Consider the following 17,030-nt stretch of genomic DNA (forward strand, 5'->3'; position numbering starts at 1 on the left):
TTTACGCTCCAATGGATAAATCAGCCAGCAAAGCTTTCCATGCGAACCAGCCTGCGTTGCTGGAAAAATAAAATGGAGTGTTGCTGCGGGCAAATGATCATATTGCCAAGATTCAGCAACTGAATTTTTGCCTCTCTTAGTCGAGTCAGGCAGAAGTCTCGCGCATTCAAGATATTCTAATTGTATGGATACAGTTTAGCTGAACACAGTAGGGAGAAAAGTGCAATCCTGAAAATTTTATGGGTGGGGAAATTGAGAAAGGACACCAGAAGTGCCCTGTAATATTCGGATTTGATCGTCACGCCAACCACAGGAGCAGATGCTAAAAGTGAGGATTTCTTTAGCATCAGCAAATCACATGGATAATGTGATTGCGCTGCTAGAGTACTGAAAAGCACATAAAAAGCAAACATAAATTTAAACATAAACCATGCTTTTGAGTAAAAAAACGCCATTACCATAAGCAAAGCTGGGGTTCCTGCTGGGCTTGCTGTAATTGATACACGCCCACGCCAACCAGCCGAAACTGTAAAATGGGTTCAATATGCATTTCATTCAGCAATTGCAACACCACCTGCCACAGGTCCTGCTGCGATTGCAAGGGCTGTTTAAAGCTTTTACTGTGCTGTAAAACCTGAAAATTCTTTAACTTCAACTTGACGTTGACACCACGGGCCGTCAACTGCTTCTTATTCAGGCTACGCCAGACCTGTTCTGTCAACGGCTGCCATGTATGGCTGCATTGATCAAGGGTGTAGTCATCATCAAAGGTGATCTCCTTGGAAATTTGCTGGCGTTCCCGTTCAGCCTTGACGGGGCGTTGGTCAATGCCTTGGGCATATAGATAGAGCTGTTTGCCATATTTGCCAAAATGGTGAATCAATATATTTTCATCAATTTGTTGCAGTTGACCCAGGGTGTGCAGATTGAGATGATGAAGCTTTTGTTGGGTCACTTTGCCGACGCCGTGAATTTTACTGACGGGCAAATCCTGAATAAAGCTGAGTACCTGTGAGGGCTTGATCACAAACAGGCCATTGGGCTTATTCCAGTCGGATGCGATTTTTGCCAGAAACTTATTCGGGGCAACGCCTGCGGAAGCGGTCAATCCAGTGGCTGCCAGAATATCGGCACGGATCTGTGTTGCAACCTCGGTGGCGCTAGGGATGTTTTTTAGGTTCTCGGTCACATCCAGATAGGCCTCATCCAGTGACAGCGGTTCAATCAGTGGGGTATATTGCTGAAAAATCTGGTGAATTTGTGCAGATACCTCTCGGTATTTCTCAAAGTTCGGTTCAAGAACAATCACCTGTGGACAAAGTTTTCGTGCCTGCCCCATCGACATGGCGGAACGCAGGCCAAAGACACGGGCAGGATAGGATGCGGCGGCGACCACGCCACGGGTATGATGAAAGGCCACCACTACAGGCAGGTCCTTGAGTTCGGGACGTTCCCTTAACTCAACTGAGGCATAGAAAGCATCCATGTCAATATGGATGATCTTGCGCAGCTCATTTGCCATCCTGAATGCCTTGTTGTGTTAAAAAGATGCGCCACTGTTTGGGAGAGTCGGCATAAACATTTAAATCGACAGGTTTATCAATACCATCAATTTTGCCATTCTGGGTATGTTGCCAAAACAGCCATTGTCGTCCATCTTTCAGTTTAGGCTGTTCCTGATAATCACGTACCCAAAGCGGTGTATTGATAAAGCTACCCATCAGCACAATATGGTAAAAACTCTTGGAAATATAGAAAATGGGCTGCTTGCCATAATGCTGCTGTAGCTGGTCATGCATGACCTGAATTTCCCTGAGTAACTGCTCCTTGGTAAAGGCGTTGATACAGTTGCTATCATATTCAAGGTCAATCACGGGCGGCAGGGCATCTGCTTTGTTGGGCACGGTAGCGATAAAGTTTTCCGCCTGCACCTTGCCATCCCGACATAAACGATAGAAGTGGTAGGCACCAACATGCAGGCCCTGTTCGCGTGCCTTAAGCCAGTTTTCCTGAAAGTTTCGGTCCTTAAAGTCGCCACCCTCGGTGGCTTTTAGATAGACAAACTGGTACTGCACTGGAGAGATCTTTTTCCAGTTAATCTCACCCTGATGGTGCGAAACATCAAAGCCACGAATGGCATAGTCCTGCGCAGACGCTTTCTGCTGATGGAACAGGCCGAAATAGCTCACCACACCAAGCATGACAGCTAAGCCAACACTGGCATAGGTTGGATAATATCGGGAGAGTGGATGTTTCACAGGTTTCTTTGCCATGTCGTCAGCTATATTTTTTCACGCATTTAGTCTGCCATTTCTTTTGGAATTTGCCAAAATACCAGTGCGGTGACCAGGTTGATACAACCCAGTGTCATTAATGTGGCATGGAACGCAGTGGTGAGGGAAGCGGTTGAGAAATGCTGACCAAACACATTAATCAAGGTTCCTGCCAACGCCACCCCAATACTCATGGATAGCATCATGATCATGGAAAGGAAACTGTTGCCACTGCTGGCATCCTGTTGCGGCAGGTCTTTCAGGGTTAGGGTGTTCATCCCGACAAATTGCAGCGAATTTAGTGTACCAAAAATAAACAGGTGCAGCACTTTAAGCCATAGTGGGGTTGTTGCTGTCATTAGGGCGAAACTGGCGATACATAATCCAACCAGAACGGTATTGGTTAGTAGAAAACGACGATAGCCAACACGCTGGATCAAAGGGCGGATAATCGGTTTAGAAAATAATGAGCCCAATACCAGTGGAATCATCATTAAACCTGTGATAAAGGGTTCAAAACCAAAGGCGACTTGTAGCATCAATGGCAAAATAAAAGGAATTGCATTGCTACCTAAACGTGCAAAGAAATTGCCTAAAATGCCAATTGAAAAAATTTTATGGCGGAACAATCGTCCATGAAACAAGGCATTCTGATGGTTATGTGCATGATACGCATAGCCAAACGTTGCTAAAGATCCGATTACCAGTAGACTGATGCTGATCCAACCAGAATATTGTGGCGCAGCGATATTCTCAATCCCAAGCGACAGACCCACCATAGCAATCATCAATAAGATAAATCCACCGAGATCAAAGGATTTGACGGTTGGTTCTTTTTGATTTGGCATGACTTTAAGCGCCATGATTACCCCAAGCACACCCATGGGGAGATTAATAAGGAAAATCCAGTGCCACGTGGCAACTTCGACTAACCATCCACCCAAAGTTGGTCCCATCAAAGGACCTATGAGACCAGCCAGACTCATTAAACTCATCGCTGAAAGAAATTGGCTACGTGGAATAATTTTAAGTAAAGCCAAGCGTCCAACGGGCATCAATAATGCGCCGCCCATCCCTTGAATAACACGACAAATCAAGAGTTGATCTAAGGTCTGAGACAGGCCACAACCGAGTGATGCCAGACTAAAAATCACCATAGCAGCAAGATAAGTATTACGGATACCAAAGCGGTCTGCCAACCAACCACTTAATGGGATAAAAGCAGCAACTGATAGGACGTAGGCAACAATTACCCCATGCATTTGTAATGGATTTTCATTGAGCTGAATTGCCATCACAGGAATCGCCGTGTTGACAATCGTGGTATCCAAGGCCTGCATAAAAAAGCCGATAGAAACCAAGAGCACCAATAAACGAAATTCAGGCTGTACGGCTTGATGAGTGGTTGTTGTCATGAGTGGTGACGTATGAAATATCAGCTTTAGTTTAATAGAATTGTATTTGAAATAAAGCCCAAAATTGTCAAAGACTCGTCATCGAACTGACATGAAAATGTCATCGTATTTGCACCTCGAATGACTAGATTAGCTCTACAAAATAAAATCTATGGAATTTGATCATGAAATTTAAGATTTCAGTGTTATTCACTGCAATGCTGTCAGTGGGGTTGGTGGCGTGTAATGATGATGACAAAACAGAAAAATCATCAAATCCTGATCCTAAACCTGAAGTAGTAGAGCCTACACCAGAGCGAATTCAGTTGAGCTTTTTAAGCCGATATGAATCAGGTGTTTTTGGAAAGAGTGCAGCTGAAATTCCTGCCTATGACCCTGCGACAAAACGTGTTTTTGTGGTCAATGCTGAGCTGGGGGCATTAGATGTACTTGATCTTGCTGATCCAGCTAAGCCAACTTATTTACAATCACTAACTGTTGATGACATCGCGGAAGGTGCAAAGGTCAACAGTGTCAGCATCCAAAATGGCATTATTGCTTTGGCTGTTGAAGCTGCGAATAAAACAGATCTTGGTTTTGTTGCCTTTTATCAAGCGAGTGATCTTAAACGTCTAAGCCATGTGCAAGTGGGTGCTTTACCCGATATGTTGACGTTCACACCAGATGGGAAAACGGTATTGGTGGCCAATGAAGGTGAACCCTCTGATGATTATCAAACCGATCCAGAAGGCTCTGTCAGTGTGATCAATGTGACTGATATCAGCAAGCCAAAAGTCAAAACTGCTGATTTTAAAGCGTTTAATAGTCAAAAAGATGCGTTACTTGCCAAAGGAGTTCGTATTTTTGGACCGAATGCGACAGTCGCTCAAGATCTAGAGCCAGAATATATTGCAGTTTCGGATGATGGTAAAACCGCTTGGGTTGCACTACAAGAAAATAATGCGATCGCGGTTTTAGATATTGCGACGGCAACGGTGACTTCGATTGAAGCAATGGGATTCAAAGATCACGGGCTTAGCGACAGTGGTTTTAAGTCGATGCTGGATCCAAATAAAAACTCAAGTAATGCTTTGGATGTGAGTGATTTTGACGGTAAAAAAACAGTTCAAGATATTATGATCAAGGCATGGAATGGACTTAAAGGGATTTATCATCCTGATGCGATTGCTGCTTATACTGCCGCGGATAAAAAAACCTATTTAATTTCTGCAAATGAAGGTGATGCGCGTGCATGGGGTGAAAATACAGCCGAATATTTTGGGCTAACTAAGCTGAAAGACTTTGAAAAGAATAAATTGCAGCGCTGTGACAATGACAATAGCAAAGGATTCGTTGAAGAGTGGCGCGTAAAACATCTCGTGCACAAGGATGGTTTTGATCGCCGTTGTGCCGATGATCTTCCTGCACAATTACGTGATTTAGCTGCTGGTGCGCACCTGAATCCGACCACTTTTGCCTACTGTGGTGCGAGCAAAGGTGATGCTGGTAACTGCCGAGATGACAAGCAATTGGGCCGTTTAAAAATTACCTGGACACAAGGTTACCAAACTGAAAATGGTAAACCTGTGTATTACTCAAAAGCTGGCGATAAAATTGGTATCAATGGTAATCCACTTACCGATTATTTGATGTACGACGACTTGTACCTGTTGGGTGGACGCTCATTCTCAATTTGGGATACACAAAATCAAGTTAAAATCGCTTATGACTCGGGTGATTTCATTGAACAATATTTGAATAGTGATCAATGTAAACTTGGTAAAGCACGGAATATTCCATGCCAAGATTGGTTCAATAGCAATCATGAAAAAGGCAACACATTAGGCGGACGTAGCAGCAATAAAGGACCTGAACCTGAAGGCTTGACGATTGGCAAAATTGGCAACAAACAATTCTTGTTCTTAGGACTTGAGCGTATGGGTGGGGTCATGGTATTTGATGTCAGTAATCCTAAACAGCCAATTTTCCAAGATTATTTAAATACACGAGAAGTATGGGATCAGGCTGATCCGTCGACGGCATTGTCTGCACATGGTGATCTTGGACCAGAAGGTCTAATCTTTATCTCTGCCAAAGACTCGCCAAATGGCAAGCCACTATTGGTTGTGGGTAATGAGGTGAGTGGTACCACTAGCATTTATCAAGTAAATCTATATTAAATTTAGACATAAAAATGCGGATCTAGATTGATCCGCATTTTTTATAGGTGATGTTTAAACTTCAATGTGTGTTGGTGCATTGAGGTTCTTGATGACATTAGAGATTTGTTCTGGATTTTCACAAATAATCAGTTTGGCACGATGCTGGGGCGGTAAAAAGCCCTCATCAACGGCATGGTCAAGCTGGGCAATCAGCGCATCATAAAAACGGTTGACGTTATAGATAATCATCGGTTTCTGGTGCTGGTTGAGCTGTCCCCAGGTGGCGATTTCCAGAATCTCCTCGAACGTTCCCAATCCGCCTGGCAGGGCGATAAAGGCGCTGGCACGTTCCGCCATCAAGGCCTTGCGTTCATGCATGCTTTTGACGATATGCAGTTCGGTCAACTGGCTGTGCGCAATTTCATAGTCCAGCATAAATTCGGGAATCACCCCCACCACTTCACCGCCATGCTCAAGCACGGTGTCGGCAACCTGACCCATCAGGCCAATGCTGGCCCCGCCATAGACGATTCCGAAACCCTGAGTGGCAATATGCTGGGCCAGTTCAATGGCTGTGTCACGGTAAATGGGTTTGTTGCCTGTACGGGAACCGCAATATAAGGCAATCAGGGATTGGGTAGTTTTGATGGGAGATGTTTCGTTGTTTTCAGTCATTTTTACAATACTATTCATTCAGTTTATTTTTACCTTATCATTTTCACTGTCGTTGTCTAGGTTAAATGACTTTTATGACAGTTTGATGCACACTTTCCATACAAGCTTCTCTGTAAACTTTAGAAAAAAATTACCAAGATCATGCTTATAAAAATGATGAATTTCACCTCAATCTTGCCTATACTGAAAATCCTTTTATTAATCTATGTACCTCTATGAGTAGTGGTTGTTGTCGCTCCGCTTTGTTCTTTTTTCCTATAAAAAATGTTTTGGCTACCTGTGCCGACCTTTTAGATTTTCAATTTCATCATAACACTGCCAATTTTGCAGAGGAGTCAGCTCAATGATTCTGGAATGGATGTCCGACCCCTCTGCATGGGTTGGTCTGGCGACATTGGTTATACTTGAAATTGTACTGGGTATTGATAACCTGGTCTTTATTGCCATTTTGGCAGAGAAACTACCACCTCACCAACGTAACGCCGCCCGTAGAATTGGTTTAGTACTCGCTTTGCTAATGCGTCTGGTGCTGCTCGCATCTATTGCATGGGTAGTGACCCTAACCGAACCACTATTTCATATATTTGACCATGCTTTCTCAGGTCGAGACCTCATCCTGTTGTTCGGTGGTGTGTTCCTCTTGTTCAAGGGAACCATGGAACTGCATGAACGGATTGAGGGCAAGCAGGCATTAAAAGAAGAAAACCCTGTCCATGCCGCGTTCTGGATGGTGGTGGTTCAGATCGTGGTGCTGGATGCCGTGTTCTCACTCGACAGCGTGATTACTGCCGTGGGGATGGTGAAAGAGCTTTCCATCATGATGATCGCAGTGACCATTGCGATTGGTATCATGCTGCTGGCGTCACGCCCACTGATGGATTTCGTCAATAAGCATCCAACCGTGGTGATCCTGTGTCTTGGCTTCCTGATGATGATTGGTTTCTCACTGGTGGTGGAGGGCTTTGGCTTCCATATTCCGAAAGGCTACCTCTATGCAGCGATTGGTTTCTCTGTACTGGTCGAAATAGTCAACCAAACCATGCGCCGCAATCAGGAGAAACTGGTCACCACCACAGATTTACGCTACCGCACCGCATCGGCTGTTTTGCGTATGCTGGGCAGTAAAGGCAATGGTGGTGAAGGGCAGAACAACGAGTCTGAAGATGTGTTGGCGACACAGGCCTACGCCAAGGAAGTGTTTGATGAGGACAATGGCGTGTATCACAGCGTACTGGTACAGGGCGTATTGGGGCTGTCTGAGCGTCCTGTAAAATCAGTGATGACACCACGTCCTGAGCTGGAATGGCTTGACCTTGCGGCTGACCCAGCCGAATTGAAAGAACGTTTGATGGCAATGACCCATTCACGCCTGATCATTGCACGGGGTGAGCTGGATAATATTGAGGGTGTGGTACTGACCCATAAAATTCTCAATGAATACATTGAAACAGGAACGATTGATTTCAGTAAACATCTGCGTGAACCTGTGATTGTGCATGAAAATGCGCAGGTGTTGATGGTGATGGAGCAACTGCGTCAGGCACCCTTGCAAATGGCAATCGTACTGAATGAATATGGTTCGATTGAGGGCATTGCCACACCAATTGACGTACTGGAAGCGATTGCGGGTGAATTCCCTGATGAGGACGAACTTGAAGCGGCGGCGGAAAGCCTTGAAGATGGTTCCATGATACTGGAAGGTTCAACCGATATTCGCCATGTTTCATTGCTTCTGGGTAAAGACCTTGTAGATGAAAGTGAGGAATACTCAACTCTGTCGGGTTATCTTTTGTTCCATTTGGGCCGTTTACCTGAAAATGGTGAGACGGTTGAAGCAGATGGCTACCGCTTTGAAGTGGTGACCATGGATGGACACAAGATTGAGAAAGTGCGCATTATCGCGGAAGAGAAACAAGCAGAGAAGTAATTAAGTTCCATCTCAATAGCCTTTGAGTTTGATCTTGTTGTACAAGATTTTCTCAGGGCTATTTTTATTTGAGAGTTGAAAATGACCTCCTTAGAAAACTGTCCATGCGGGCAGGGGCAATATGTGGTGTGCTGCCAGCCCCTGCATTTGAAACAGAAAACGGCCCAAACGGCCGAACAATTGATGCGTTCACGCTATAGCGCCTTTGCCTTGCAGCAGATTGACTACATTCTGGAAACCACGGCTTTGGGGCAGCAGGTTTTTTTAGACCGTGATGCGATTGCAGATTGGAGTCAGGCGAATCAGTGGCTGAAACTGGAAGTGGTACAACACCAGCCCAAGCTTGATAAAAGCCATGCCTTGGTAGAATTCAAGGCCTATTACCATGATGGAAAACAGCAACACATTCATCATGAAATTTCACATTTTGTGTTGCATCAGCAACACTGGTATTTTCTTGATCCAACGCTGGCTATGCAGATCACCATGAAACAACCCTGTGTCTGTGGCTCGGGGAAAAAATTTAAGCAATGCTGTGCGCAATTCATCTAAGTTTGACTTAAAATAGCGCACACTTTTATGCCTGATTTAAGGATGTAGGCAGATGTTGCTCACCGTGATTTATATCATTGCCATCACTGCGGAAGCCATGACAGGCGCACTGTCGGCAGGGCGACGGAGTATGGACTGGTTCGGTGTGGTGCTGATTGCCTGTGTCACTGCACTGGGTGGTGGCTCCGTGCGCGATGTGTTGCTGGGACATTATCCTTTAACCTGGGTCAAGCATCCTGAATATCTGGTTTTGACCTGCTGTGCGGCATTTGTCACCATTATTATCGCCAAGTGGATGAAACATTTACGCAGTGTGTTCTTATTGCTTGACGCCATGGGATTAATTGGTTTCACCATCATTGGCTGTCAAATTGCCTTGTCGATGGGGCATGGTTTTGTGGTTTCCGCCGTGGCTGGGGTCTTAACAGGGGTATCGGGGGGTATTTTGCGCGATATCTTGTGTAATGATGTGCCACTAGTGTTCCGTCGTGAGCTGTATGCCAGTATTTCCTTTGTTGCCGTGATTTGTTATTGGGTCTGTCTAGAGGTTGGACTACCACATGACCTTACCGTAATTTTTACCTTGGTGTTTGGTTTCACCTTGCGCGTGATTGCAATTTATTTTGGTCTGGAAATGCCAAAATTTATTTATAAGGAAGATGATGCTGAGTCTGCATCTTCAACGGATGAGCATTGACAAGACACCACTTGACGCATAAACAACAACAAAGACTTGTCACAATGCTTTCTCCGCATATGAGCTGCGGTTATAGCAGCGCAAGGGCATTTACGATAACATTAAGTAAATTTTTTATATGACTTGCTGATATGACCAGCCTTGCACATCATGCAACAGAAAACCGCTCCGTAGCCGAATTCACAGAACAAGCTTACCTCAACTATGCCATGTACGTGATTATGGATCGTGCATTGCCCCATATCAGTGATGGCCTGAAACCCGTACAGCGCCGTATTGTCTATGCCATGAGTGAACTGGGCTTGAAATCAACAGGCAAGCCAAAGAAGTCCGCACGTACCGTAGGTGATGTACTGGGTAAATATCATCCACATGGTGACTCTGCCTGCTATGAGGCGATGGTATTGATGGCCCAGCCATTCAGCTATCGCTATCCGCTAATTGAGGGGCAGGGCAACTGGGGTTCACCTGATGATCCAAAATCCTTTGCGGCAATGCGTTATACCGAAGCCAAACTGTCTGCCTACAGTGAACTGTTGCTGAGCGAGTTGGGACAGGGCACTAGTGAATGGCAGGACAACTTTGATGGTTCGATGAAAGAACCAATCACTTTACCCGCCCGTATTCCCAATATTCTGTTGAATGGTACGACGGGTATTGCAGTGGGTATGGCAACCGATATTCCACCACATAATTTACGTGAAGTGGTGAAAGGGACGATTGCACTGATTCGTAACCCTGAAACCACTGATGAAAAACTGGCGGAATATATTCCTGCACCAGATTTGCCGACCAAAGCTGAAATCATTACCCCGCCTGAAGAGTTGTTAAAGATTCAAACCACAGGGCGTGGTAGCTATCGTGCGCGTGCAGTGTATACGGTAGAAAAAAATGAAATCGTGATTACGGAGCTTCCATATCAGGTTTCAGGCTCTAAAGTTGTGACCCAAATTGCTGATCAGATGATTGCCAAGAAGTTACCTCTGGTCGCAGATATTCGTGATGAGTCGGATCATCGAAATCCAACGCGATTAGTCATTGTATTGCGTTCCAACCGTGTCGATGCTGAAACGGTGATGAGCCATTTATTTGCCACCACTGATCTGGAATCCAGCTATCGCGTCAACCTGAACATGATTGGGGCAGATGGCCGTCCGCAAGTCAAATCCATTCGCCGAATCTTGTTGGAATGGATTGAGATTCGTAAGCAAACTGTGACTCGCCGTTTGCAGTACCATTTAAATAAAATCGAAAAACGTTTGCATATCCTGGCAGGTCTTTTAATTGCCTATCTTGATATTGATACCGTGATTCGCATCATCCGTGAGGAAGACCAGCCCAAACCTGTGTTGATGCAGCATTTCGGTATTGACGATATTCAGGCCGAAGCCATTCTGGAACTCAAGCTTCGTCATTTGGCCAAGCTTGAAGAAATGGAAATCCGCCGTGAGCAGGAGGAGTTGGAAGCAAAAGCAGCCATTATCCGTGAACAACTGGCAAATCCAGAATCATTGAAAAGCCTGATTATCAATGAACTGAAAGAAGATGCGAAAAAATTTGGTGATGACCGACGTTCGCCAATCGTTGCGCGTGCGGATGCCGTCCAGATTAAGGAACAGGATTTAATGCCTGCCGAAACTGTGACGGTGGTGTTGTCCGAGGCTGGCTGGGTACGTGCCGCCAAAGGTGCGGAAGTTGATGCGGCCAACCTGAATTACCGTGCGGGTGACCAATACTTGAGCCATGCAGTCGGTAAAACCAATCAACGGGTGTATTTCCTCGATGAGACAGGGCGTAGCTATGCCTTGCCAATCAGCAGTTTGCCATCCGCACGTGGTTTGGGTGAGCCCTTAAGTTCCAAGCTTGCACCTGCAAGTGGCGTATCGTTTATTCAGGTCTTTATTGCAGATGATAACAGTGAGCTACTTGCCGTCAGTTCAAATGGCTATGGCTTTAAAACCCAGGCCGCACAACTGGATACCAATGCCAAGGCAGGTAAGGCGTTCTTGACGGTTGCAGACAAGGCAACGGCCTTGCCCCTACTTCCAGTTCAGCAGGCCACACATGCCGCCATCCTGAGTTCATCAGGCCGTTTACTCATCATTGACTTGGCCGAACTGCCTGTCCTGAACAAAGGAAAAGGTAACAAGTTGATACAACTTGAGGAAAAAGAGCAGATTTTATCCATGACAACCCTGACGTTAGATGAAATAATCCAAGTCGCTGCAGGACAACAGCACTTAAAACTGAAAGGGGATGATCTCCAAAAATATATAGGAAAAAGAGCAACAAAGGGGCAACTTTTACCACGAGGATATCAAAAAGCAAATAGACTCCTCATTCAGAGATAAGGCTAGTATTCTGTGATATAAATACGTTATATATGACAATGTATTCATATTGTTTGAATAGATTGACACGGCAATTCACAAAGTTAAAAAAATGTTTTGTCATGGAAGTAACATTGTTACTATTTTTAAGGATTACCACTCGGAGATAATGGCATTATGGAAAAGATTTGGTTTGCTGAATACAAAAAGACAGGAATTCCAGAAACAGTTGCACTACCTGCTGAAAACACCTCACTTGTTGATATTTTTGAACGCAATTTCCAAAAATTTGGTTCACGTGATGCCTTTATCTTTATGGATAAAGTTTTAACGTATAATGAATTAGAAGTCGCCAGCCGTAAATTTGCCACCTACCTGCAAAGTCTGGGCTTGAAAAAAGGATCGCGTGTTGCGGTGATGATGCCGAACGTATTCCAGTATCCAGTGGTGGCATTGGGTGTATTCCGTGCAGGTCTGGTCCTTGTGAACGTGAACCCACTCTATACAGCGCGTGAGCTTGAACATCAGTTAAATGACTCAGGTGCAGAAGCACTGGTGATCATTGAAAACTTTGCCAGCGTATATCAAAGCATTATTGGCAAAACACCTGTGAAGCATGTGATTGTTGCCTCTGTGGGGGATATGCTGGGTACGCTTAAAGGCACCATCGTAAACTTCGTTTTACGCAAGGTTCGCAAGCAAATTCCAGCATGGAATATCCCTGGTCATGTGAAGTTCAACACTGCATTGAACAAAGTGAGCCCAAGCAACTACAAGCGTCCAAGCCTGACTTTAAGCGATACGGCTGTACTTCAATATACGGGTGGTACAACAGGTGTTTCTAAAGGTGCTGAATTAACTCATCGCAACCTTGTATCAAACTTATTGCAGTGTGACGGAATTTTCTCAAGTAAATTCGGTACGGGTGATGGTGCTAAAGACGACCGTATTGTCTGTGCATTGCCGCTTTACCACATCTTTGCATTCATGGTGTGTGCACTTTACGGTATGTACAAAGGTCAAGCGAATATCTTGATTCCTAACCCGCGTGATCTTCCAGCGGTTGTGGGCGAGCTGCGTAAATACCAGCCTTCATTCTTCCCAGCAGTGAACACATTGTTCAATGCCTTGGTGAATAACGAAGAATTCAAGCAGCTTGACCATAGCAAATTGAAGATGGCTATGGGTGGTGGTATGGCTGTATTACCATCGACTGCTGAAGCGTGGAAAAAAGTGACGGGTACCATCATCATTGAAGGTTATGGTTTGTCTGAAACTTCACCAGTTGCGACAGCAAACCCACCAGCAACCACAGAGTTCAGTGGCACAATTGGTGTTCCATTGCCGTTGACCGAAGTGGTATTGCTTGATGATGATGGTAATGAAGTTGCTTTAGGTGAACGGGGTGAAATTTCGATTCGTGGTCCTCAAGTCATGAAAGGCTACTGGAACCGTCCTGATGAAACTGAAAAAGTCATGACGAAAGATGGCTTCTTCCGTACTGGCGATGTCGGTGTCATGGACACACGCGGTTATTTCAAGATTGTAGACCGTAAGAAAGACATGATTCTGGTATCTGGCTTCAACGTTTACCCAAGTGAAATTGAAGAAGTGATTGCAAAACATCCGAAAGTATTGGAAGTGGCTGCAATTGGTGTTCCAGATGAAAAATCAGGCGAAGTGCCGAAGTTGTTCATTGTGAAGAAAGATCCATCTTTAACCACTGAAGAAGTGCTTGCTTATGCAAAACAAAACCTAACTGGCTACAAACGCCCGCGTTATGTTGAGTTTATGGAAGAACTACCTAAATCAAACGTTGGTAAAATCCTGCGTAAAGATTTACGTAAACCAGCTTAAGCTGTGCTGTAAAAAACGCCGCAATTGCGGCGTTTTTTTATTTATGATTAGATTTCATTAACCAACGATCAATATAAGGACGGCCAATTCCCACAATTCCTACAAATACCAGCATGGTGGCAAGCTGAAAACGCAAGCGGCTCGGGTCGATTCCATTAAAGCTAAAATAATTGTCCGCAAAGACATACAGTACAATCACCACTAGCCAGTGCCAAAGAGTGAAACGCTGAATCCCCACCGCATAAAAGGCAATGGTCAGCACCACAAAAGTTCCCAATGTAGACTGCCAGTTTAAGTTGGCACAAATCACGCTCAGCAGAAACGCCATAATAGGCAGAACCACTTTCAGCACGCGATCAACCAAAAGCTGATGCTGCCGTTGTTTGGCAAGGACATCAAACATTTCTTTTTGATTTTGAGGTTGCATAACTTGACCTTAAAACAGTATGAAAAAACAGAACTTTTACACAAAGAAAATATTTAAAGGAAACACTTGGCGAACAAGCACAAATGAAAATTCAATAGATTATGAGTTATGATAGCATGATCAGCAGAACTTCAAATGATGGATGTGAGCATGCAAGGTATTAGCGGCATTATATTGATGATTATCATCGCATGTTTGTTGCCGTATGTTTTTACCCTGATTGCAAAAGCAAAAGGTGGCTTCCAAGCAAAGGATAATCAGAATCCGCGTGAATTTTTGGCGAAAACGACAGGTCTAGCCGCCAGAGCCAATGCAGTACAACAGAATAGTTTTGAAAGTCTACCCTTATTTATCGCTGCAATTTTAATGGCCGAATATATGGTTGTGCCGGAGAAATTTATTCTGAGCTTAGGCTGGGCATATATCGTATTGCGCATTATTTATGGAATATGTTATTTGGCCAATCTAGCGACCTTGCGCTCAATCATCTGGTTTTTTTCAATATTTTGTCCAATTTTATTGTTTGTGATTACGATTAAAGTGACCTAAATTGATGTTGAGTATAAAATTCTTTAACGCTCAGCATATCTAGCATCATTTTTATGGTATTCACGCTATAATCTGTCGGATTTACATCTAAGTTCACAAGATAAACGAGTGTTGATATGAGTTATAGCAATATTCCTGCGGGTAAAGACGCACCAAATGACATCTATGTCATCATTGAGATTCCTGCAAATGCAGCGCCAATCAAATACGAAATCGATAAAGATTCTGATGCGTTATTTGTAGACCGCTTCATGGGTACAGCAATGTTCTACCCAGCTAACTACGGTTATGTACCAAATACATTGTCTGAAGATGGCGATCCATTAGACGTACTTGTTGTAACTCCACATCCTGTTGCTGCGGGTTCTGTGATTCGTTGCCGTCCAGTGGGCAAACTAAACATGGAAGATGATGGTGGTATCGATGCGAAACTGATCGCAGTTCCACATGAGAAGTTATCTCCTCTCTATAAAGATGTGAAAGAATATACCGATCTTCCACCTTTATTGATCAGTCAAGTTGAGCATTTCTTCCAGCATTACAAAGATTTAGAACCAGGTAAATGGGTAAAAATCAGTGGTTGGGAAAATGCTGATGTTGCAAAAGCTGAAGTGTTGAAAGCAATCGAAGCTGCTAAAAAATAATTTTAAAAGATAAAGTCTGATTTTATCACCCTAAAATCAGGCTCATAAAAAAACCGCCATTCAATTGAATGGCGGTTTTTTTATGAGTTGATCTAAATTGAATTAGAATAGTTTCACAGGAATATCAAGGAACAAACGCCATTCATTGGTTGAGCCAATGACATTGCTGACATATTGACCAGAAACATTATTATAGGTATCACTTGAACGTAAGTAAGAATAGCGAACACGTAGGCTTGCATCTTTCAATGCACCTGTTTGAACTGTATATTTGACTTGGTTAAACAACTCATGTTCTTCGGCTTGGTCAATGATTTTTGAGCGATCTGTTATTTTAGCGATATCAATATCCCAACCATAAACAAATGCAGTTGTCCAGTTTAGACCAGGTAAACCGTGATTTTTAAAGTTGTAGTTATATTGTAGCCCGACAGATTTTTCATCATTACCATTAAAGTCACCTAAATAGGAATTAGGCACATAGATACTTTGTAAACCATCAGCATTATAGCCATAGTCATACCCAGTATTACCTGTGTTATCTTGATAAGAAAGCATGATGTTATGTACATCTTTGCCATAGCCCACTGAAACAGCCCAAATCGAGTTTTTACGGTTTGCTAGATCATCTGTGGTATGTGAATCAGTGAGCGCATCTTTATCCCATTTTGTATGATAACCCATGGCATCAAGTGTTAAGGTACTCTTGTCTTTTAAGCTTTGGGTAAAGTTTACATTGGCATAATGACGTTCTAGCTTATCTTGAACATCTAAGCCATAATACGATGAATTGAGTTGATCATTAAATTTATATTTAGCACCCCAAACTACTGCACGATCAAGCCCTTGACCTGTCACATCTTTATCGGTACTAATTTGGTTTGACATTTGGTTTTTTGTGAACTTACCTGCAACCACATTTAGATTTGGAATTTCATTACTTTCAACGAAAACACCTGTGTAATACTCAGGTACTAAACGGGCTTGATTACTTGCCATGACAGGAAGTGTTGATACCTGTGTACCATAAGTCACGGTTGTGTTGGAAATACGTGCTTTCACATTGGCACCACCACGAGCCCAATGATCATAAGCAAATCCACGATCATCTACAGGAATCATTTGATTACCCGTATTATTATTCGCACCAAGCTTAAAAGATGTATCACCTACTACGCCAACACCAAAGCCAATAATACCCTTTGTAAAACCAGATTGAAGATCAAAAATGGCAGTTTGCGCTGTTGAGCTTGTATCATTTGTTAAACCGTCTTTTTTATCACGATTTAAAAAGCCTGTGCGGAACAATACTGAACCATTTGCATCCTCAACAAAACCTTTTGCTTCGCTTTGTTCACTTGCATATGTTGAGGAGATCAATGCGGCATTAATCAAAACCGCCAATATAAGTTTCTGTGCCTTTGGCATGGTAAGCCTCGTAAATAACAAATTTGGGGAGAGAAACTGAAATTTTGACCAATTGTATAAGTTATGCATAAAAAAGATAGATTTTTATTAAAACAATTTAATTAAGATCGGAAGA

General features: G+C 43.6%; 14 protein-coding genes. 8 read left to right on the forward strand and 6 right to left on the reverse strand.

The annotated features are described in order from the left end of the window. Nucleotides 1-454 precede the first annotated feature (454 nt). Genes dinB through mdtD form a run of 3 tightly spaced genes read right to left on the reverse strand, consistent with a single transcriptional unit; the run spans nucleotide 455 to nucleotide 3,688 of the window. A complete protein-coding gene (dinB, locus tag B4H32_RS02410; protein WP_171062505.1) occupies nucleotides 455-1,510 on the reverse strand; it encodes a DNA polymerase IV in 1,056 nt (351 codons plus the stop codon). A 1-nt stretch (nucleotide 1,511) separates the two neighbouring features. Continuing rightward, nucleotides 1,512-2,273, reverse strand: a complete 762-nt coding sequence (locus B4H32_RS02415; RefSeq protein ID WP_004680795.1) for a GH25 family lysozyme — start codon at nucleotides 2,271-2,273, stop codon at nucleotides 1,512-1,514. A 26-nt stretch (nucleotides 2,274-2,299) separates the two neighbouring features. Continuing rightward, on the reverse strand, nucleotides 2,300-3,688 hold the full coding sequence (gene mdtD, locus B4H32_RS02420; protein ID WP_004680794.1) for a multidrug transporter subunit MdtD: 1,389 nt from the start codon (nucleotides 3,686-3,688) through the stop codon (nucleotides 2,300-2,302). Between the two features lie 164 nt (nucleotides 3,689-3,852). Here mdtD and B4H32_RS02425 point away from each other — a divergent pair, with 164 nt between their 5' ends. Next, the gene (locus tag B4H32_RS02425) at nucleotides 3,853-5,847 is read left to right on the forward strand and encodes a choice-of-anchor I family protein (RefSeq protein WP_004680793.1); all 1,995 of its coding nucleotides are present in this window, start codon (nucleotides 3,853-3,855) and stop codon (nucleotides 5,845-5,847) included. Nucleotides 5,848-5,901: 54 nt separating this feature from the next. Here the strand turns inward: B4H32_RS02425 and B4H32_RS02430 are convergent, their stop codons facing one another. Beyond that, nucleotides 5,902-6,522 (reverse strand): TIGR00730 family Rossman fold protein, encoded by a 621-nt coding sequence (locus B4H32_RS02430; protein ID WP_004680792.1) that lies wholly within the window; start codon nucleotides 6,520-6,522, stop codon nucleotides 5,902-5,904. Nucleotides 6,523-6,847: 325 nt separating this feature from the next. Between B4H32_RS02430 and B4H32_RS02435 the strand changes: the two genes are divergently transcribed. The 5 genes from B4H32_RS02435 to B4H32_RS02455 all read left to right on the forward strand — a co-directional run bounded on the left by B4H32_RS02435 (nucleotide 6,848) and on the right by B4H32_RS02455 (nucleotide 13,867). After that, the gene (locus B4H32_RS02435; RefSeq protein ID WP_004680791.1) at nucleotides 6,848-8,431 is read left to right on the forward strand and encodes a TerC family protein; all 1,584 of its coding nucleotides are present in this window, start codon (nucleotides 6,848-6,850) and stop codon (nucleotides 8,429-8,431) included. Between the two features lie 81 nt (nucleotides 8,432-8,512). Beyond that, on the forward strand, nucleotides 8,513-8,983 hold the full coding sequence (locus B4H32_RS02440) for a YchJ family protein (protein WP_004680790.1): 471 nt from the start codon (nucleotides 8,513-8,515) through the stop codon (nucleotides 8,981-8,983). Between the two features lie 52 nt (nucleotides 8,984-9,035). Next, nucleotides 9,036-9,680, forward strand: a complete 645-nt coding sequence (locus B4H32_RS02445; RefSeq protein ID WP_004680789.1) for a trimeric intracellular cation channel family protein — start codon at nucleotides 9,036-9,038, stop codon at nucleotides 9,678-9,680. Nucleotides 9,681-9,811: 131 nt separating this feature from the next. After that, nucleotides 9,812-12,031, forward strand: a complete 2,220-nt coding sequence (parC, locus tag B4H32_RS02450; RefSeq protein ID WP_004680788.1) for a DNA topoisomerase IV subunit A — start codon at nucleotides 9,812-9,814, stop codon at nucleotides 12,029-12,031. A gap of 156 nt (nucleotides 12,032-12,187) precedes the next feature. Continuing rightward, nucleotides 12,188-13,867, forward strand: coding sequence for an AMP-binding protein (locus B4H32_RS02455; protein WP_286799659.1), 1,680 nt, complete (start codon nucleotides 12,188-12,190; stop codon nucleotides 13,865-13,867). A 37-nt stretch (nucleotides 13,868-13,904) separates the two neighbouring features. Here the strand turns inward: B4H32_RS02455 and B4H32_RS02460 are convergent, their stop codons facing one another. Then, on the reverse strand, nucleotides 13,905-14,294 hold the full coding sequence (locus B4H32_RS02460) for a hypothetical protein (protein WP_004800383.1): 390 nt from the start codon (nucleotides 14,292-14,294) through the stop codon (nucleotides 13,905-13,907). Between the two features lie 150 nt (nucleotides 14,295-14,444). Here B4H32_RS02460 and B4H32_RS02465 point away from each other — a divergent pair, with 150 nt between their 5' ends. Further along, nucleotides 14,445-14,843: an MAPEG family protein gene (locus B4H32_RS02465; protein WP_004680785.1), complete on the forward strand. Its 399-nt coding sequence runs from the start codon at nucleotides 14,445-14,447 to the stop codon at nucleotides 14,841-14,843. Nucleotides 14,844-14,959: 116 nt separating this feature from the next. Further along, nucleotides 14,960-15,487, forward strand: a complete 528-nt coding sequence (ppa, locus tag B4H32_RS02470; RefSeq protein ID WP_004674242.1) for an inorganic diphosphatase — start codon at nucleotides 14,960-14,962, stop codon at nucleotides 15,485-15,487. Between the two features lie 102 nt (nucleotides 15,488-15,589). On the opposite strand, the gene B4H32_RS02475 is transcribed toward ppa, so the two are convergent. After that, nucleotides 15,590-16,915, reverse strand: a complete 1,326-nt coding sequence (locus tag B4H32_RS02475; protein WP_004680784.1) for an OprD family outer membrane porin — start codon at nucleotides 16,913-16,915, stop codon at nucleotides 15,590-15,592. Between the last annotated feature and the right edge of the window lie 115 nt (nucleotides 16,916-17,030).

Origin of the sequence: Acinetobacter sp. UBA2063 (assembly GCF_002333245.1) — a bacterium.
GTDB lineage: Bacteria > Pseudomonadota > Gammaproteobacteria > Pseudomonadales > Moraxellaceae > Acinetobacter > Acinetobacter parvus.